15 protein-coding genes are annotated in these 19,362 nt (G+C 46.1%); 11 read left to right on the top strand and 4 right to left on the bottom strand.

The genetic code is table 11. The features are described 5' to 3' along the window. Nucleotides 1-81 precede the first annotated feature (81 nt). The 4 genes from gpmI to QUA77_RS07225 all read left to right on the top strand — a co-directional run bounded on the left by gpmI (nucleotide 82) and on the right by QUA77_RS07225 (nucleotide 3,603). The gene (gene gpmI, locus QUA77_RS07240; RefSeq protein ID WP_333449703.1) at nucleotides 82-1,680 is read left to right on the top strand and encodes a 2,3-bisphosphoglycerate-independent phosphoglycerate mutase; all 1,599 of its coding nucleotides are present in this window, start codon (nucleotides 82-84) and stop codon (nucleotides 1,678-1,680) included. Nucleotides 1,681-2,015: 335 nt separating this feature from the next. After that, entirely contained in the window at nucleotides 2,016-2,255 is a 240-nt protein-coding gene (gene secG, locus QUA77_RS07235) for a preprotein translocase subunit SecG (protein ID WP_015175238.1), read from the top strand. A gap of 91 nt (nucleotides 2,256-2,346) precedes the next feature. Beyond that, entirely contained in the window at nucleotides 2,347-3,093 is a 747-nt protein-coding gene (locus QUA77_RS07230) for a peptidase (protein WP_333449702.1), read from the top strand. A 75-nt stretch (nucleotides 3,094-3,168) separates the two neighbouring features. After that, entirely contained in the window at nucleotides 3,169-3,603 is a 435-nt protein-coding gene (locus QUA77_RS07225) for an NUDIX domain-containing protein (protein ID WP_333449701.1), read from the top strand. 290 nt (nucleotides 3,604-3,893) lie between these two features. On the opposite strand, the gene QUA77_RS07220 is transcribed toward QUA77_RS07225, so the two are convergent. Next, entirely contained in the window at nucleotides 3,894-4,406 is a 513-nt protein-coding gene (locus QUA77_RS07220; protein ID WP_333041832.1) for a rhodanese-like domain-containing protein, read from the bottom strand. 379 nt (nucleotides 4,407-4,785) lie between these two features. On the opposite strand from QUA77_RS07220, the gene QUA77_RS07215 reads away from it, so the two are divergent. The 3 genes from QUA77_RS07215 to QUA77_RS07205 are packed head-to-tail and all read left to right on the top strand — an operon-like array spanning nucleotide 4,786 to nucleotide 8,982. Then, nucleotides 4,786-5,508, top strand: a complete 723-nt coding sequence (locus tag QUA77_RS07215) for a hypothetical protein (RefSeq protein WP_333449700.1) — start codon at nucleotides 4,786-4,788, stop codon at nucleotides 5,506-5,508. 48 nt (nucleotides 5,509-5,556) lie between these two features. Further along, on the top strand, nucleotides 5,557-7,485 hold the full coding sequence (locus tag QUA77_RS07210; RefSeq protein WP_333083795.1) for a P-loop NTPase fold protein: 1,929 nt from the start codon (nucleotides 5,557-5,559) through the stop codon (nucleotides 7,483-7,485). 42 nt (nucleotides 7,486-7,527) lie between these two features. After that, a complete protein-coding gene (locus tag QUA77_RS07205) occupies nucleotides 7,528-8,982 on the top strand; it encodes a DUF1802 family protein (RefSeq protein WP_333449699.1) in 1,455 nt (484 codons plus the stop codon). A gap of 59 nt (nucleotides 8,983-9,041) precedes the next feature. Here the strand turns inward: QUA77_RS07205 and QUA77_RS07200 are convergent, their stop codons facing one another. The 3 genes from QUA77_RS07200 to QUA77_RS07190 form a co-directional block, all read right to left on the bottom strand. Beyond that, on the bottom strand, nucleotides 9,042-9,758 hold the full coding sequence (locus QUA77_RS07200; protein WP_333449698.1) for a Uma2 family endonuclease: 717 nt from the start codon (nucleotides 9,756-9,758) through the stop codon (nucleotides 9,042-9,044). A 133-nt stretch (nucleotides 9,759-9,891) separates the two neighbouring features. Further along, on the bottom strand, nucleotides 9,892-12,903 hold the full coding sequence (locus QUA77_RS07195) for an EAL domain-containing protein (RefSeq protein WP_333449697.1): 3,012 nt from the start codon (nucleotides 12,901-12,903) through the stop codon (nucleotides 9,892-9,894). Between the two features lie 275 nt (nucleotides 12,904-13,178). Beyond that, entirely contained in the window at nucleotides 13,179-14,012 is an 834-nt protein-coding gene (locus QUA77_RS07190) for a prohibitin family protein (RefSeq protein WP_333449696.1), read from the bottom strand. Between the two features lie 626 nt (nucleotides 14,013-14,638). Here QUA77_RS07190 and nfi point away from each other — a divergent pair. The 4 genes from nfi to QUA77_RS07170 all read left to right on the top strand — a co-directional run bounded on the left by nfi (nucleotide 14,639) and on the right by QUA77_RS07170 (nucleotide 19,235). Then, nucleotides 14,639-15,292: a deoxyribonuclease V gene (gene nfi / locus QUA77_RS07185; RefSeq protein ID WP_333042515.1), complete on the top strand. Its 654-nt coding sequence runs from the start codon at nucleotides 14,639-14,641 to the stop codon at nucleotides 15,290-15,292. Between the two features lie 454 nt (nucleotides 15,293-15,746). Beyond that, entirely contained in the window at nucleotides 15,747-15,977 is a 231-nt protein-coding gene (locus tag QUA77_RS07180) for a KGG domain-containing protein (protein ID WP_006631632.1), read from the top strand. 622 nt (nucleotides 15,978-16,599) lie between these two features. Then, on the top strand, nucleotides 16,600-17,130 hold the full coding sequence (locus tag QUA77_RS07175) for an FHA domain-containing protein (RefSeq protein WP_333042512.1): 531 nt from the start codon (nucleotides 16,600-16,602) through the stop codon (nucleotides 17,128-17,130). Nucleotides 17,131-17,231: 101 nt separating this feature from the next. Further along, nucleotides 17,232-19,235, top strand: coding sequence for an FHA domain-containing protein (locus QUA77_RS07170; RefSeq protein ID WP_333449695.1), 2,004 nt, complete (start codon nucleotides 17,232-17,234; stop codon nucleotides 19,233-19,235). Nucleotides 19,236-19,362: the final 127 nt, after the last annotated feature.

Genomic DNA, 19,362 nt, shown 5'->3' with positions numbered 1-19,362 from the left:
TAAACTGATTAGCGGCAAATGTTCCGCAAAATCGGAAATCATGACGATCGAGAAATTAATTATTGTAAATAAGGTATTCACATGGCACAAGCGTCTGTATCTCCTGTAGTGCTGATTATTCTAGACGGCTGGGGTTATCGTGAAGAAAAAGACGGAAATGCGATCGCCGCTGCAAAAACACCCGTGATGGACAGTCTCTGGGCCGCTTATCCCAGAACTCTGATTCACACATCGGGCCGGGCGGTAGGGCTGCCAGACGGGCAAATGGGTAACTCAGAGGTTGGTCACTTGAATCTGGGCGCGGGCCGCGTCGTTCCTCAAGAGTTGGTGCGGATCTCGGATGCAGTGGAAGATGGTTCTTTGCTCAACAATAAAGCGCTGGTTGGGCTTTGCGAGAAAGTCAGCGCCACGGGCGGCAAGTTACACCTGACTGGTCTTTGTTCTGAAGGTGGGGTTCATTCCCATCTCAGTCATATTAAGGGTTTGCTGCAATTAGCAAAGGTACAGGGAATTTCTGATGTTTGCATTCACGCGATTACTGACGGTCGTGATACTACTCCGAAAGAGGGTGTCGAAGCTCTAGGGAAGATTGAAAGTTATATCGCAGAGGTAGGGGTCGGTCGGATTGCGACCATCAGCGGCCGCTACTACGCGATGGACAGGGACAAGCGCTGGGATCGGGTGCAGCGGGCTTACGAGGTGATGACGACTGAGGGTGCTCCTGATGGTCGATCGGCTGTGGATGTGTTGCAGGCCTCCTATGCTGAAGGAGTGACCGACGAGTTTGCAGTTCCGACTCGAATTGCGCGCGGAGCTGTGACATCCGGCGATGGGATGATTTTCTTTAATTTTCGCCCAGACAGGGCTAGAGAATTGACTCAGGCTTTTGTATCTCCCGATTTTAAGGGGTTTGAACGGCAGTTAATTGAGCCGCTGGCGTTTGCGACTTTTACTCAGTACGACCCGAAACTATCGGTAATGGTGGCTTTTGAACCGCAGAATTTGAACAATATTCTGGGCGAGGTGATTTCTAAGCACGGTTTGCAGCAGTTGCGGACGGCGGAAACTGAAAAGTACGCTCATGTGACTTATTTTTTTAATGGGGGTCTGGAAGAGCCTTTTTTAGGGGAACACCGGGAGTTGGTGCAGAGCCCGATGGTGGCGACTTACGATGAGGCGCCCCAGATGTCGGCGGACTTGGTGACGGATGGGGTGGTGACGGCTTTGGAAAAAGGCATCTATTCGTTTATGGTGATTAACTACGCTAACCCGGATATGGTTGGTCATACGGGGATGATGGATGCGACGATAATTGCGATCGAAACTGTGGATAAATGTTTGGGGCGGCTGTTGAGCGCCATTAGTAAAGCTGGGGGAACGGCAATTATTATTGCCGATCACGGAAATGCTGAGCAGATGTTTGACGAGGACGGGAATCCCTGGACGGCTCACACTACTAACCCGGTGCCGTTTATTCTGGTAGAAGGCGAAGGTCGGAAGATTCCGGGTCACGGAACGGATGTTCCTCTGAGGGCGGATGGTTGTTTGGCGGATATTGCGCCGACGATTCTGGAGCTGTTGAGGTTGCCTCAGCCCCCGGAGATGACGGGACGCTCTATGATACGATCGGCTGAGTTTGAAGTTCGTGCCAATCGCACTCCGGTGCGAGTCCGATTGTAGAAAGTCTGGGTCAAATCTCGCTACAGGTAGGGACGGCACTGCCCATAGGTGTCAACTTAACGTCAAACGTAATACCGGTCTGCTGTTTGACGATTAGGCCTCGATCCCCCCTAGCCCCCCTTAAGAAGGGGGGGACCGGAAATGGATCAAAGTCCCCCTTGTTAAGGGGGATTTAGGGGGATCTAGACTCAGGTAAAAGCGATATTTATCAAGGGTTTTAGGCTTAAGTTGACACGCCTTGGACTCTTGGAGTGTCTCTGCATAAATTGTGTGCGATCGACCGAATTTGATATGATAATAAATTACCGATTACTAATTACCAATTACTCCAGATTATGAATATTGTTTCTGTGTTACAAGTTATCTGGTCTTTGTCTGCTTTAGGACTTGTGGTTTTTGTGTTGCTGCACAGTCCTAAAGGCGATGGTATTGGAGGGATTGGCGGACAAGCTCAATTGTTTACCAGCGCCAAGAGTGCAGAAACGAGTCTGAACCGGATTACTTGGGGTCTGTCTATTGTTTTTATGGGTTTGACGGTGATTTTGAGTGCCGGTTGGTTGGCGCCTAAGTTATAAGATTTGGATTTTTAACCGCAGATGAACGCAGATAGACGCAGATAATATCAAGTTCATCTGCGTTTATTTTCGTCTATCTGCGGTTGCAACAATGCGGTTGTGGAAAGTTACAGTAAAATCTCGATTGCTGGCTGGTTTGGGATTGGCTGTATGTTGTTTTAGCCTGATAATTTTTACTCAGGTTAATACTCCGGCGGCGACTGTTTCTTCTCTCCCGAATAGTTTTCCGAATCCACAGGTTCATCCTTTGCCGCCAACGCTGGCGAATTGGCAAGATTCCACGGATAGTGGTGATTATTTTGACCAGGTTAAGCCACCGAAATTCGGTTACTTGTTGTGGTCTAAGTTTCCGATTAAGGTTTATGTTGAGCGTCCCGTTGATGCTAATAAGTCTGAAGAATGGGTGGCGGCTGTGTTGGATGTTGTCCGGGAATGGGGGGTTTATTTGCCTTTGGAAGTGGTGGATAGTTCGGAGGTGGCTGATATTAGGATTTTACGTCGGGCTCCGCCTTTGCGTCAAGGGGTTTTACGATCGCGCTCTGGAGAGGCTACCTATGAATTGTACGCCCGTCGGGATGGGTATAAAACTGTGTTATCTCATCGGTTTTCGGTTTATTTGAATCCGAATCAAGTGGGTAAGTATATTCCGGCGACGGCGCGGCACGAGTTGGGTCACGCTTTGGGAATTTGGGGCCACAGTTTGATGGAAACTGATGTGCTTTATTTTTCTCAGGTGAGAAATCCTCCGCCTATTTCAGCGAGGGATGTTAATACTTTGAAGCGGGTTTATGAACAGCAGACTCGCTTGGGGTGGGAATTTCAGATACTCGGCGATTGAAATCGCATCTACACCAATTAAGTGCGCTTACGCGGACTAAAAAAAACATAATAGTTAATAGGAAATATCAGGAAAATGAAAGATGAATGTTTTGGGATTGTGCCGATTTTTGGAAAGGAAGCTGATGCTTTGTTTTTGTTAATTCAACATCAAGCGGGACATTGGGCGTTTCCGAAAGGTCACGCGAACCCCGGGGAATCTCCTGCAGAAACGGCAAGGCGGGAATTTCTGGAGGAAACAGGTATATCGGATTTTGAAATGCTTGATGAGCCGAGTTTTACCGAACACTATTCTTTTGTTAAGGATGGGGAGCCGATTGAAAAGACTGTGACTTATTTTTTAGGTTTTGTCAATTCGATGGAAGTTGTTTTGCAAGAGGAGGAAGTTCAAAATTCTGCTTGGCTTGCTTTTGAGGAAGCGGTTAAACGGATTACTTTTGATGCAAACCGCTTAATGTTTGGGGAAGTTAAGGCATATTTGGATGGCAGGAAGTTAAGAGTCGGCGGTTGAAACCAAGGCTATACAAAGGAAGTCACTCTGTAAGAGACTAAGAAAATTGAGGCAGGATTTGGTATAAGTCAATATGGTTCAGTTAAGCCCGATCCCCTTCTTAAGGGGGGGACAAGAAGTTACTCAAAGTCCCCCTTCTTAAGGGGGATTTAGGGGGATCTCCGGGGAATAAACAGTTTTAACCCAAGCGTATTGGGGTATAAGTTCTGATAGAAAAACCCGGTAACTTTTGCGATACCGGGTTTATTAAGTGTCAGATTTTATGGGCGACTCCTGCCGCCAATCTGAGGTTATTTGTTGATTTTCTGAGCTTCGGCGTGGTGTTGCAAGCGAGAGAAAACGTTGTAGGCGTCGGGGCCGGGAGTATCGTGTTCGGCAGCGCCGTCGATGGGGCCGTCAATGGCTTTCCAAGCAGGAATTCCGCCTTTTAGTTCGGCTACTTTTTGAAAGCCTGCTGCGCGGAGAAGATTGGCAGCTTCGGCGGTTTGTTGGTCGTTTTCGCCGTAGATGTAGATGTCGCGGATGGGTTCTAAACTCGATTGTGCTCTAGCGACTAATTCGTCCATTGGCATCATTACTGCGCCGGTAATGTGGCTTTTGGTGAAGCTTTCAAAATCACGAGCGTCGATGATTGTGAGTCCGGGTTCGCCCCAATCTAAACGGGCTTTGAGGTCGTGGCTAGATGCTTGAGCTTTTAAACCGGGAGGGGTGGGAGTAACGTCGGGAAGTTTTTCTTTGATGTTGGAAATTTGGTCGGGAATAGTTTTCATGGGTAAAATGTTGTTCAATGTTTTGATTGCCATTGCAATGTAACAAGAGGTTTAGGTTGAATTCGTCTTTCTAAAGGCTGAATCTGGCATTGAACTAAAGTCGCAGTTAAGCTGATTTGCTGGTTATTAGCTGCGGTTGGGATCGCTACATTTGTTGAGGTTGCTAGAGTGTAGCGGGCTGTGCTAAAAATTGTTTCGATCGCATTTGGTGCAGAGAATTTGAACTGTGATCGCTCGTTTGATTCGCTATTTTATCAAAAGAACACATTTTAGTCAATTCCAATTATTTTTAAATGAAATTTGCATAAGTTGTGGGTAGCCTCCGGCGGAATTTTTCGGAAAAGTTTAAATGTTTCCCAGCAAGGTTTCTGGTAAGATTTGATAGTAAGAACAAGTATTTAAAGGTATAGATATGTCTGAGAAAGATGAAATTGCGGTGCCTAAATCTTTGACACCTGAAGAGCAAGCGCTTTGGGATGCGAAGGCGAAAGTTCGGGTACTGCTGAATTTGTGGGATTTGAGCGGCGGGAAGATGAAGGTGAAAAAGGGGGAGTTGACTAAGCGGATTGTGCGGACTAATGAGACGAGTCAGAGATATGTGGAAGTGCTCGGCGAGTTGCAGGCAAGTGGGGCGATCGAGTATTCGCTGGTAAATCGGGTGACGCTGGTGGAATTGAGCGCTAAGGGGAAAGAAGTTTTAGCGCAGGGGCTCAAAAGTAAGGATTCTTTGTTTGAGTTTGATGGTTCTCAAATTGGTACTCGGTTGGGAAATTCTTTGTTGAAGTGGATTCGGCATCAGGATGGTGCGACGAGTGTTGCTGTTGAGAAGGGGAAGGGGGATGTAGGGACGATCGCATCCTATGACGATTTTAAAGCTGTGGCGCTTGATGTGTATGACAGCTTGAACCGGGATTATAACTTGGACGATTTAGTGCCGATTTATCGGATGCGTCGGGCGATCGGCGAAAGGGTAGGGCGATCGGAGTTCAATGAGTGGCTGTTGGAAATGCAGGCTAATGACATTTTTCAGCTTATAGGTGGTGAAATGACAGACATCACGCCCGATAAAACTGAAGATTCTATCAAAACTGCACTTGGTGCACTCCGTTACTATGTCAAACGGCTAAATCCTTAAAATTGGCCTAAATCCCTTTGTAAATTCGTTAACCTCACACAAAAAATCATGACTAATTCTTCTTTTTCTTCCATTGAAGACCTGAACGCCGCTCTTTTAAATCAAAATCCATTTGCTAAACCTCCTTTTCTCAATGCTGGTGATGTTTGGGGCCAGGAATTCTTCGATGTTGAGACAATAAATGCCCACGCCTCTGATGCTGTATTTCAGGCCCTAGCTCAAATTCGTGCTGGTCACTACCAGACAACTTCCATCGCTATAACGGCTCAGGATGGAACTGGCAAAACTCACATTATTAGCCGTATCCGCCATCGCCTACAGGAGCATGGCGGGGGCTTGTTTGTCTACGCTAATAAATATGGTAATATCAATCAAATTAAGCAAGGATTTCAGCGAATATTGGCTGAGAGCCTGGGAAAGATTGGTAGAGATGGGGTGAGACAGTGGCAAGAACTAGCAACGGCAATGGCTAACAATGCTTTAAAGGTTTCCAAACCCAATGCTAAAGTTTTTTCTCCTCAAGAACTATTGGGAAAATTTAAGGCAGGCACGCCCAAGCAACTAAAAAAGTGGGTTAAGGATCTAACAAAAGCATTTCTGCAAGCGAAAAGTGTTAACGATCCTGATATTGTCAAGACAATTTTTTGGACACTCTCCGACGAGCAATCACTTTATGCAATCAAATGGTTAGAGGGTCAAGAACTTGCTAAATACAAAGCCGATGAGTTGGAACTACCAACTCAATGCCAATCTTTTGAGGCGGTTTTGCAAATCTTAGATTTGATTAGTGAGTACAAGGAACTGGTTATTTGCTTTGATGAGTTAGACACGCCTGATGCCTACGACGATATTAGTGGCTTACACATCAGTCAGATTGTTGCAGGACTTATCAAAGATTTGTTTCAAAATCTAAACCGGGGTTTGATACTGAGTGTAATGATGCCTCCTCAATGGAGCAATAAAATAAAGCAGCTACCTGGTGGAGTGTTCACTAAGGTTTCGGTTCAGGGAAATCCGATTGACTTGAAATACATGGATGCAGAATCAATTGTTAACTTAGTTAGCTTTTGGTTAGACAAATATTATGAACGGCAAAACTTAACTCCTCATGAGCCAATTTATCCATTCACTCAAATTCAACTTAGCGAGCTTGGCAAAGGAAAACCCACTGCTAGAGAGGTTTTGAAGTGGTGTAAAGAAAATTGTAAGCCTCCTATTTCTACGGGTGAAGGTACTAAAAATCCCGATATTTCTAATCCCGTTGAACTTGCTTTTGTCAAAGAGCTAGAGGAAGACATAGGAAATGATTTAGAAGATAATTATCTGCTTGCTGATGCTATTTTATTTGGATTTCAGAGTTTGATTGGTCAGACGGTGGAAAGAGTAACAGTTGAGGAAGCCACAGATCGAGTTAGAAAACGTGGAGGCAAGGATGATTACATCAATTTCAAAGTAATTGGTAAAGACAACGGAAAAGATGTAATCATTGGAGTAGCAGTGCTTCAGTATGCTGGTGGCAAAGGGTTAGGAGCGGGTTTAAGAAGGTTAAATGATTACGAAGCTTTTAATCTGACTCGTGGTTGTTTGGTTCGTTCCCAGAGCAAAAAGATTACTTCCTACCTTGAGCAACAGTATCTTGTCCCGCTCATTAAACAGCAAGGTGGAGAGTATGTCGAACTGAAAGAAGATGAAATTAAACCGCTGTTAGCTATTCGGGCTGTTCATCAGAAGCGCGAAGTAGATTATGGGGTGAGTGAGGAGGAAATTTTCAATTTTATTACAGAAAAAGGTGCTGAGAAAATGCTAGGGGCTAGCAACCCTTTGCTTACAGAGATTCTTAGCGATCCGTCCTATCAGGTTCCTACCGATCTAATAGAAGATGAACCCGTAGCTGTAGCGGAGTCTATTATGGATGACTTATCCGAGTCAGAAGAATTAGATAAGTCGTGCGATAATTTACTGAGCGACTTTAATTAAGGCTTCCTAAACTATCAACTTCATATTGGGACAAATACTCTCATGTCGTTAGTCAATATTGACAGGGCTATCCGTTTGCCGGCCCCAGACGTAGAAGGTTTAATCCAAGGGCGAATGATTGCAGCGATAGTTTGGCGAATGTTTAATCAGGGAGAACAATATGCACTCTATCCTGGCAATGTTTCAGGTGATTTGCCTTGCGATGGATATTATCGATCGCATTTTTTACCCGTTGCTCAAAAGGCACTTGCTCAGTTAAATTCAGATAAAGTTTCGATCGAAGCTTGGGCTAGGTGCGAATTTTGCCAACCGCTGAACGATTCTGAATCATTAGAGGCTTTGTCGCGGTTAACAGTCTGGAAAACAGAGGCATTACAGCAAATTCTCCAGCAGCGTCCTTTTATTTTTGTAGCTTACCTGCGGGTTTATTTGCTGCCTCAGCCGCTGGAAATGCCAGTGCATCCCAGCGGCAACTTTGTATCTTTGCCGCATTCCCTAACTGTTACTGATTCAACGCCAGTGTTGAGCGAGTCTATCTTTGCTAAACGCCGTAAAAAGCTGGAAAAACTAGAGCCGCCAGAACATCCTGAATTGGAAGAGTTGCAAAGTGCATTAGTGCATTTATCCACCACCAACCCAAAAGCCAAACAACTAGACGCAGAAATCAAAATGTTTCTAGGTTGGTCGGAAAAATTACCAGCAGCAAAACCAGATCCTGATTTAGATTGGATTAAAACGATCGCAGCTTTGGGAAATCGCAGCATAGAACTAGAAGAAAAAAAAAGCAACTATCAAGCAGGCACCGATTTTGAGAATATCACACGTCAAAGTCTTGAATTCTTAGGATTCAAGATTGAGAATGCCTACAAAGGCGGTGCTGGTGGCTTAGATTTATTTTGCTCCCAACCCTATCCCTTAGTTGGTGAGTGTAAAGCGGGTAGACTTATCCCCAGTCGAACTGCTGAGGAATTGATTAAACTGGGAGGAATGCACTTAAGTCGGGATAAATTTTTAGAATCTACCAAGTTAGTGATTGGCCCAGGCAATCCTTCGGTGGATATGTTGAAAGCAGCACAAGAATGGAAAGTTAGTATTATCAATGCCATGACTTTACAGAAGCTAGTTGAGTTAAAAGCTAAATATCCAGGTGCTGTCAACTTAGTTGAACTCAAGCCCTATCTAGAAATGGGGCGGCAAATTGACGACTGGATTAAGGATTATATTCAGAAAGTTGAAAGAGAAATTAGGCTGCGCTCGCAAATCATACAAGCAGTTAAACAACTATGCTCAGATAGCGACTTTACAACGGTTGTTGAGATTAAAGTTCAATACAATGCTACATTTGCCGCCACTGATTCTAAGCTGACAAACGAATCAGTAAAGGATTTGACTATAGAACTTTCTTCACCGCTGACGGGTTACTTAGGGCGAATTAAAGGAGATAATGGGCAAAGTGATCGCTTTTATTTCCTGCGCGACTTGCCGCTAGATGATTGAGATACATCAAGGGCGATTCCCTACGGGATAGCTTCGCCGCGCGTACTCGATCCAATTTCCTACACAGCATCAGGATCTACGCCCAATTCCCGCAACCTCGCCGCCAACCTTTCAGCTTTCTGCAATTGAGCTTGTTCTGCCTTAATTAACCCTTCTACCAATGGCGGATCTAAAATTTCATTGACTGATAATCTCAGATTGGGAAATACTACAGATACCATTTCCTCATCCGGCAAGTAATCTACCTGTGTATAAACGTCATCACCTTCGGGAAATGCCATAACTCGCACCCGCTGTCTGTTTTGTGTCGGATCAACAATCACATATTCCGGCACGTTAGCCTGTTCGTATTCTGTTCGTTTAAGTACATAATCGGCTCGCCGATCTTGGCTCACTACTTCTACTACAAATAAAGGTGTTTCGCTCAAGTCTAAGATGCCAGAACCGGGTCTGGCAAGAGCTTGTTCCCACAAACTTTCTGTGCAAACAACTACATCGGGAATCCGAGATGTCGCCTCTTCGGTTCTGACTCCTACAGAAGTTTTGACGACTAAATCGAGATTGTGTTCAGCTAGGTAACGCTGCAATTTATAAACCCAAAATTCGCAGATGCTTGTATGTAATGCGCTAGCCGTTGCTATCGGTATTAATTTGCCTTTGTACAATTCATATTGTACATCGTCATTGCTTTGATAAACTCTGTATTCTTCAAAGGTCAATGTCGGCGAAGTATCGAGCTGTTTTTCTTCGACTGCTGGCACAACAGATTGAGACATATATTTTTTCCTATCTCTATAGTTTGCTATTATACTAAATTTTGATTTTAACACCCAAGGCATTGAGTACGAAAAGATCGATCGCCCTTATTGACAATCAAGCAATTTGATCCGGTTAAATATTTGGTTCAGTTCACCATTTGGGCGATCGCCTCAACAAGGCTGTAGCTGCCTCACTGTCGAGAGGTTTAGAGAAAAAGTACCCCTGACCGTACTCGCAGCCGATCGCCCGCAGTTGAGCCAATTGGACGGCGGTTTCGACCCCTTCTGCCACTACCTCCATCCCCAAACTGCGGGCCAGCATCACGATCGCCCGCACGATTTCCAAATTTTCGCCCATTTCCCCGATGCGACTGACAAAAGAGCGATCGACCTTCAAAATATTAATCGGGAACTTGTGCAAATAACTCAGAGACGAATAACCAGTGCCGAAATCATCAATGCACAAATCAATCCCCAAGTCTCTCAACTGCGAAAGCATCGCCGCCGCCGCTTCCCCATCTTCCATCACCACACTCTCAGTAATCTCCAACTTCACACAGCGAGCGTCAACACCCGTTTCCTGGAAAACTTGCTTAATTTGCTCGATGGATTCCGGTTCCGCAAACTGCCTCCCCGAAAGATTTACTGCTACAGTCAGCCGCGAATTTCCCACAGGTAAATTCAAACTCTGCCACTTAATAATTTGGCGACAGCTTTCGTTCAAAACCCACAAACCCAAAGGCATGATTAACCCAGTTTCCTCAGCCATCGCAATAAATTCCATGGGGGAAACTAAACCCCTTTCCGGGTGCAGCCAGCGCACCAGCGCCTCAAATCCGATAACAGAACCCGTTTTTAAACTAACGATCGGCTGATAATAAACAGTAAAAGGACATTCCAATTTTAAAGCAGTCACTTGCGACTTCGGACGCTCCAATCTCCGATCAATTTCACTCATCGGCGAGTTTTCCGCCGCCGTCCCACAGGCGAAATCCACTATCGAATATTTCAAATTTAGTTCTTCAACCGACTCCCGCAAATCGTGTTCCAAGTGCATCAAAGCCACAGCCTGAGTGTGCATCGCACGGGTAAAAACTTCGTAGCGAGCTTTACCGAGAGCTTTTGCCCGGTACATTGCAATATCAGCATCGCGCAAAATATCTCCCGGCCACTGATATTTGTCGGTACTCAAAGCAATGCCGATGCTAGCAGTAATTAAAACTTTATTACCTTCCAAATTCAGCGGTCGTTCGATCGTTTTGAGAATTGCCTTTGCTTGGGCGATCGCCTCATCAACACCATGAATTTCTTCCAGCAAAATCACAAACTCATCTCCCCCCAGACGAGCCACCGTATCGCCTGGCCGCAAACAAGTCAAGAGACGGCGAGCGACAGCCACCAACAGCCGATCGCCCGTGCGGTGTCCCTGACTGTCATTAATCACCTTAAACCTGTCCAAATCCAGAAACAGCACCGCAAACTGCTCGCTCGGATGCCGTTGGGCGCGGGCAAAAGCTTGGCCCAACCTGTCAGTCAACAAAGCACGGTTCGGCAACTCCGTCAGCGCATCGTGCAAAGCATCGTGCAACAATTGTTCTTCAGCCAGCTTGCGCTCAGTCACGTCGTGACAGTTGACCACAATTCCCCGCACCGAAGGTTCGTCGAGCAAATTAGTCGCCACCGCTTCCAACACGCACCACGAACCGTCCTTGTGTTGCACTCGGTATTCCGCCATTCCCAGGCTAACTCTCGGCATTTGCATGACACCTTTGAACACTTGATCGACTATCAGCAATTCGTCAGGGTGAATCAAGTCAAATATAGACCGGCCGAGGACTTCCGCCGTCGGGTAGCCCAAAATCCGCTCTAGGGAAGGAGAGACATAGCGGCAAAAGCCTTTCTCGTCGAGAATTACAATAATGTCTCTAGCATTTTCAATCAACGATCGAAAGCGCTTCTCGCTTTGCCGCAGCTCTTGTTCGGTGCGCTTCCGGTCAGTAATATCGGTATTCATGTAAATCAGACCGACAATTTTCCCTGTAGGGTCTTTAATAGCATCGGCCCGCAGCAACACTTGCAAAGTTTCACCGCTTTTAGTGCGGTTGGTAATTTCACCAGACCAAGAATAACCTTGGGCGATCGTGTGGAGTACCTCCCTGGCGACTGCGGGGTCAGCAAAAACTGCCGATATACCTCCGGCTAGTTTAAATTCCTCTGCGGTGTCCCATTCAAATAGCTGAGAAAACGCTTGATTTTGATAAATGTGAGTGCCGTTCGCATCGCTGATCCCGATCGCGTCACTCGAACTTTCCACCGCCTTGCGAGTCAGCACCAGAGCTTCTTCTGCCCGCTTGCGCTCGGTAATGTCAATCCCTACCAGACAAGCTGCTCTGCCACGATCGTACTTTTGAGCCACAATCAAATAATATCCCGCCGACTCTCCGCCGTCGGTTTTTACCTTAACGTTGAGTTCTTTAACCGCTTCCGTAGCGTCGCTGCCAAAAAACTCCACCACAAAAGAGTTAAAATCCGAGCTAGCGCCCAGAAAACCAATATCTTGACCGACAAAAGCCGACGGCCGCAAACCATGCAGTTTGGCTAAGTGCTGGTTAACCCCCAAATAGCGCAAATCCGAGCTAATCCAAGATACTGTTCCCGGAACTGCTTCCAAAATCGTTTGCAGTTGGTCGTTAGCTTGCTGCAATGCTTGTTGCACTTCACATATTGGTTCCGACAAGTCAGATTGAACTCCTACAAAGTGAGTCAAATTAGCGTTGTCGTCTCGCACGGGAGATAGCGATAATTTGGCCCAAAATGGAGTGCCGTCTTTGCGGTAATTTTTGATTGGTGTCTGGATTTCTCGACCTTGGCGCAAAGCGTCGCGGATCTTAGCTACAGTAGTTCGATCTGTATCCGGGCCTTGCAAAAATCGGCAATTACGCCCCAAGATTTCACTGGCGCAGTAACCTGTCATCCGTTCAAAGGCCGGATTGCAATAAATTATGGGACAATCCGGTGCATTGGCGTCAGCAATGACAATGCCGCTGCTAGTAGCTGCCAAAGCTCGATCGCGTAGCCACAGGGCTTCTGACGCAGTATGGCGATCGCCGACATCCCCGACTTCATCTAAATTAGAAATTGACTGGTTCTCCCGATCTCCCATCAGCCGAACTTTCAAGCAAACCTTTACAATTTCCGAGTTGTTTCTTACTCTAACGTTTTTCAGGACTCGCGCAACGTAAATTGTATCTCCGCATTTAAGTAAGCGGGATTTCACGTTAGTTGCTTGGTATTTTCTACCCTTGCTGTTGGGCATTTAAAAAAGCACATCTTCACTTCCGCAGTGAAAAACCCTCCATTCTTCTCCCCCTCAGACTCTCTCCCCCTCTCCCCTTCTCCCCTTCTCCCCGCGCCCTGGCAATCATGATCTGCAGCAGCTTATTTAGCAGGAGTTGCAGCTTGAGAAGTCGGCGGCGCAATATTAATTAATGGCAAAGTTCCGCCTCCTCCCATTACTGTCGGAAACTGACCGTTCCATTTTTCAATTGCTTGCTGCTGCAAAATTTCTGCCGTTAAAGTTTGTCGCTGCAAGCGTTGAGCTTCTGCATGACCTTTAGCACGGTTGATTTCAGCTTGAGCGTCTTGGGTTGCTTTTTGAACTGTAAATTCTGCTTGTTTGGCCTCTTGTTCTGCTATTTGTTTGGATTCGATGGCTTTGCTAAATTCTGGAGAAAAGCCAAAATTGATTAAAGAAACATCTCTGACAATGACGCCGTAAGGTTCCAAACGCTTTTTGAGGCTGTTGTCGATTTCAGTTTTGAGTTCGGTGCGCTTAGTGATAATTTCTTCTGCGGTTTTTTTAGAAGTTGCTGCTTTGAGAACTTCAGAAATTGCCGGACTTAGAATGCTGGCAACAATTTTTTCTTCGTCTCCTATTTGTTGGTAAATTTGATTTACTTGGGCGGGATCTACATTCCAGTTGACTGCCAAATCTGTAGTAATGCTTTGCAAATCTTTGGATGCTGCATCGGCTTTCAAATCTGTTTTTTGTACCCGCACGCTGAGAGTTTTTACAGAGGTGACGAGCGGTAAAATCGGGTGAATGCCTTCATCTAAAATCGCGTCTTGAACTTTCCCGAAGCGCATCATAACGCCGCGTTCCCCTGGGCCGACAATGGTAAAAGGTCTTAAAATCAAGGCTGCGATAATGAAGACGATGCCACCGACGATGTAGAGAGCTAGGTTGTACTTAACACTTTGCATGGTTTTCATATGTTGATTCACCTATGTTGTGTTACTTGATGTTAGTTTTATATTCATCTTATCTAAGATTATAGCTTCATGTTAATGGTGCAACAGCTCATAAATTCATTGATTTTTTTTCATAAAAGTCATATAGTTGCGAGGATCAGGGAACATCTTAGCTCGATGAGCGGGGATGTACAATGGCACTTGTAGCTGGGTGAGATTATTGATTAATAAATGTTTCAATCATCTTGACAAAGAGGACTTTTTTAGATAAAGCAGAAGTAAAGAAAGAACTCGATCGCTCTTTGACAAGCGATAAAATGGCGATCGCAAAGATAAAGCTTTCTAGAAAGCTAAAAAATCAGCATCAAATAGGTATTTTTTGTAAATTTTGAGTAGAAAATTGGAGAAGGGTGTCGATAAAACCTTTGGGGGTGGGTTCAAGCACAAGCGAAAGATAGAATTTTACTCTCCGACCTACAGACTCTATTTGTAAAATTAGCCTAGGTCGCCTTGCTCAACCCTCCGGAGTAGGAAAAAAGACTCCTTTGGCAAGTTAGGAATTTATAGCTACAAACGATAAAAATCCGAGTTTAAAAATGGCCGAAAAGAAGTTAAGCTTAGATGAGAACGGTTGAAGAGAAATCAAAATGTTGCAGCGACACCCTTGGCCGCAGACAGTTGAAGAGGCGATCGCCATTCAAGAACAGCTTCGGTCAGAGGTAATTACCGCCAATCAACTGGAGACAGTTCAGTACGTCGCAGGCGTAGATGTCGGCTACGACAGTGTAAACGATGTATCGCGGGCCGCTGTAACAGTTCTGAGCTTTCCCGACTTGCAGTTGCAGCAGCAAGCTGTGGTTCGCAGTCCTACCACTTTTCCTTATATTCCGGGTTTCCTGTCTTTTCGAGAAGTGCCTGCCGTTCTCGAAGCTTTAGAAAATATCAGTTTGAGGCCAGACTTGATATTGTGCGACGGGCAAGGACTAGCGCATCCCCGCAGATTCGGTCTTGCGTGCCATTTGGGGGTTTTGACCGGGATTCCCACGATCGGAGTTGCCAAAAATCGATTTATTGGAGAACATTCAGAAGTCGGACTCGACCGGGGCAGTTGGCAACCCTTGCTTCTGGAGGGATCAACGGTAGGCGCAGCGCTAAGGACGCAAACAGGGGTAAAACCGATGTATGTTTCGATAGGTCATAAGGTAAACTTGATAAGTGCGATCGAGTACGTCCTGCGCTGCGCCCCAAAATATCGCTTACCAGAAACAACTCGATCGGCAGACCAACTAACATCGGGATAACTGGCAAGCGCGGAAGGCATCAAAAAAAAAGTAAAAAGACCAAAAAAGCATCCGTCTTTGGACTTTTAATTTTTGATGTGGCGCCGCCCGAGTCAAAAAATCCTCTGAGTCTACTGCCAATCAGCTTTCGGTTCCATCCTTCCAGCGAACTAAAGAATGACTATACCTGAGAAAGAGGTATAAAAGTTGGGGGGGTTTATAGAATGATGGAAAGACAGTAACCAGCTTAAAACATTGGCGGCTCTAACTATAGTGGCCGGGCGTGAACTATTTTTAGTTCACATTTGTAAATTATGAAATATTCATCCTGCGAGTTAAACCAAAAGCTTAGATTCGTCTGATGAGGTTTCATAATTTACCGTCGGATATCTCACCACTGACTGGAAGTAACCATCACAGTGGGAGGCGAAGGCGCGATCGAGCTAAAAAATCAGAAACAAACAAGGAGACAGTCATGGCTGAGAAAAGCAAACGCGGATTCGCTTCTATGGATGCAGAAAAACAGCGCGCAATTGCTAGCAAAGGCGGAAAAGCTGCACACGAGAAAGGAACTGCACACGAATTCACCCCTGAAGAAGCCAGACAAGCTGGTCAAAAAGGCGGCGAAGCTGTCAGCAGAAATCGCGAACACATGGCTCAAATTGGTCGCGAAGGCGGTCGCAAAAGCCGCAAGAGCGAAGCTTAAGTCTTTCAAGGCTGGCCCTGTAATGAAAGATTGCACAGTTGCAGCGTGAGAGATAGCACTAGGACAGTAAACGTTTGAGGAGGTGGGGCGATCGAAGTTACCAAGGTAGTTCGATCGCCCCACCTCCAAAATTCGTGACTAGCGCACCAAAGCTTCGCAAATGTGAAAACCCCACAGGAATTAGTTTTTAGCAATCGCTGCTCAATCTTTAACGGCAAATTTTTAACAAAGCTGCACTGCGGTCAAGAATTTTGCGGGGAAGAAAAGCGCGCAAGCGCGAGTCAGTCTCTCAAAAACAGCCAATACGAGCACTAAAAGCCCCGAATTCAGGGCTTTTTTGTTTAGCTGCACATAATATTTTTATATCAATTCCGGTTGCACTCCTCATGATGGTTGACTGTTGACTCTTGACTCTTGACTCTTGACGGGCGGGTCGAAAAACTGAATAGTTGAGTGTTAACTGTTGACTCGATTTTATTATTTCGATGCAACCGGAAACGATATTAGAAGTTCGATCGAGTGGGCGTCAATAATTATAATTAAGTTTTTTGGTGAGGAAGTCCGTCCTCAAAATAAATCAGCTAATATTTTTTTATTATATTTTTGAGCTAACTATAAAATCATGACAAACCAGCTCACTTTAGCATGGACAGAAGCTGGGGTGCGTCAAACTCAGACAATTCAAAACGGACAGCCGAGCAAAAATCCGGGAACCGTGAGGCTAGGGCGCGATCCGGCGAAGTGCGATATAGTATTTTCGCATCCCAGCGTATCGGGGCTGCACGTTGAAATATTTTTTAATCAGGAATTGCAGGAGTATGCAGTGCGGAATTTGCGCGAAAGCAATCCGCCGCTGGTAGATGGAAAAATTCTCGCCCGAGGCGAAGCAAAATTGAACTCGGGAAGTCACATCCATTTAGGGCAAGTGCAAATCGAGGTGGTGAATGTGACGGAGGTGCAGGTAGCCGCGCCCCAGACAGTTTTGCTGTCTGGGCCTCCCGCACCTGGTAATTTTCAGCAGACGGGGCCTTCAAAATACGGTTTGCAGTGTCCCAAATGCAGCCGAATTTCGCCTTACGCGCAGTTGAATGCGGGGTGTCCGTGGTGCGGTACTTCTTTGGCGGCGGCGGCGAGTGTGATGATCTCTCCGTGAGAGTTTGAAAAAGGGAAAATCGGGCTATCCGCTAAACACTCTCAACTTCAAAAATCTTTTTTGCAGAAAGCTCAAAGCCGACGGCTGATGTTTAAAAAATCATGAATTCTCAACCCTTGCGCCTGCGACTGACTTGGACAGATACAGCTACGGGGGATTGTCGATCCCCGATACTCGACTTACCCATCGCTTTGGGACGAATTTTTGAAGCTATGCCCCCTACAATCAACGGGAAACGAGTTTCTCGAATTGCCCTCAGCAGCAGTCAAGTTTCTCGCTTTCACGCAGTGATTGGCACCGAAGGTAACAGTATTTTACTTACTGACACGGGCAGCCGCAACGGTACTTTTGTTAACGGCATTCGCCAAACCCGTTGCGTGCTGGCAAACGGGGATATGCTGCAAGTTGGGCCCTACGCGATCGGCATTTCTTTTGCTGTGAATTCCCCTGAAATGCCGTCGGTCAATTTTCACATTTTCTTTAACCCGCAGACCAATGGGCCAGATCCGGCGTTGGGGCAGCCAGTAATGTTGCAGCTTCCTCAAACAAGGAGTAGGGGAGAATTTCCGCCGATCGAATTTTTGCAAGCTTCTCAAGTGTCAATGCGATCGATCGAATCTAGGGGACTGCCTGTGGCAGAAGTTGATTGGGCTGCTGTTGGCGGTGGTTTAGGCAGCTTTATTTGGGTGGATTTGCTGAGAATTTGCGGCGTGAACACAGAGCGAATTGCGGTTTTGGGCATGGAAAAGCAGCCTTACGCCCGCTATCTGCGTTTGTGCCTGAATTCTCAAATTCCGCTGCGGGAACGCCTACGATCGAATTCTGACTCTTGTCCAGACAACATTTGGGGGTGGCCTCCCTATGCTTTGCGGGAAGCTTGGCAGGAATTGCGGAAAGGGGGTTTGGGGATGTCGTTGAAGTTGATGTGGCAGGTGTTTGCTGAACCGACTTTTGCCGAAACTTATACGCCTCGCGCTGGTAATGTGTTTGATTCTATTGACAGGGAAGTCGATCGAATTGGGTGGAATCAGATGTTTCGCTACGGTAGAGTGCGGGGAATTCGCAAAACAGATGACGGCAGGTACGCGATCGCTTATTCTCGATCGAATGCGGATCACCGCGACCACGCTTTTTTAATCGCCAAATACGTACACTTAGCCACCGGCTATCCCGCCATTCAATTTCTGCCCGATTTGCAAGCTTACCGCGAAAAAACCCAGGATTTTGAGTCGGTTGTCAACGCTTATGAAAGCCACGACGGCGTTTACGAAAAATTGGAGGCCAGCGGCGGCAGCGTGTTAATTAGAGGCCGGGGAATTGTGGCTTCGCGGGTGGTGCAGCGAATTTACGAAGCGCGACAGCGGAACCGCAATATTCAAGTATTGCATTTGATGCGATCGCCCAAACCTCAAGGTAACAAATTTAAACTCGCTCAGCGAAGAGTCGAAAATCACTACGAATTTCAACCTTTCAACTGGCCAAAAGCTTGCTGGGGCGGCGAACTGCGAGTAATTTTGGAAAAAGCCGCCCCCGAATTGCGGCCGCAGTTGCTCACCGACTGGGGCGGAACTACTACAGCCCAGCGCAGCGACTGGCAGCGGATTGTCAAAGAAGGTTTAAGTCAAGGATGGTATCAAATTACCTTCGGGGAAGTCGAGCGAGTCGAGCGCGACAGTCAAAACCGCACAGTGACGTACATTCAGGAGAAGGAACTCAAGGGGCAAATTAAGTTAGAAGCTGATTTTATTATTGATGCTACGGGTTTGGACGCTAAGGTAAAAACCAGTCCCCTGTTAAATGATTTGGTAGCTCAATATAATCTTCCCCTCAACGGTTTGGGCCGGCTGAGTGTTAACAACGATTTTGAAGTGCCCGAATTGCGGAATTCTTCTGCTAGCAACACAGAAGGGCGGGTATACGCAGCCGGCGCGATTACTCTGGGAGGGCCTTACGCGCCAGTAGACAGTTTTTTGGGCTTGCAATACGCCGCCTTGCGATCGGTTGAAAGTCTGGCCGCCAACCGAGTTGCTGGTGTGCGGAAATTGAGCGTTTGGCGATCGTTTGTGCAGTGGTTGAAGTGGATTTTAAATAAATCTCCCGACTAACTTGAAGGACGAAGTTCGGCAACAAGCAATGTAGAAGATTGAATTGATTTAACTGAGCTTCGCGTTCAATCTAAAATCTAAAATCTAAAATCCCAAATCGCACAACCTTCCCATTCAATCTAAAATC

It is taken from the genome of Microcoleus sp. K5-D4, assembly GCF_036704575.1.
Taxonomy (GTDB): domain Bacteria; phylum Cyanobacteriota; class Cyanobacteriia; order Cyanobacteriales; family Microcoleaceae; genus Microcoleus.
The sequence above is the reverse complement of the archived record's forward strand: the minus strand, read 5'-3'. Positions and strand labels throughout refer to the sequence as shown.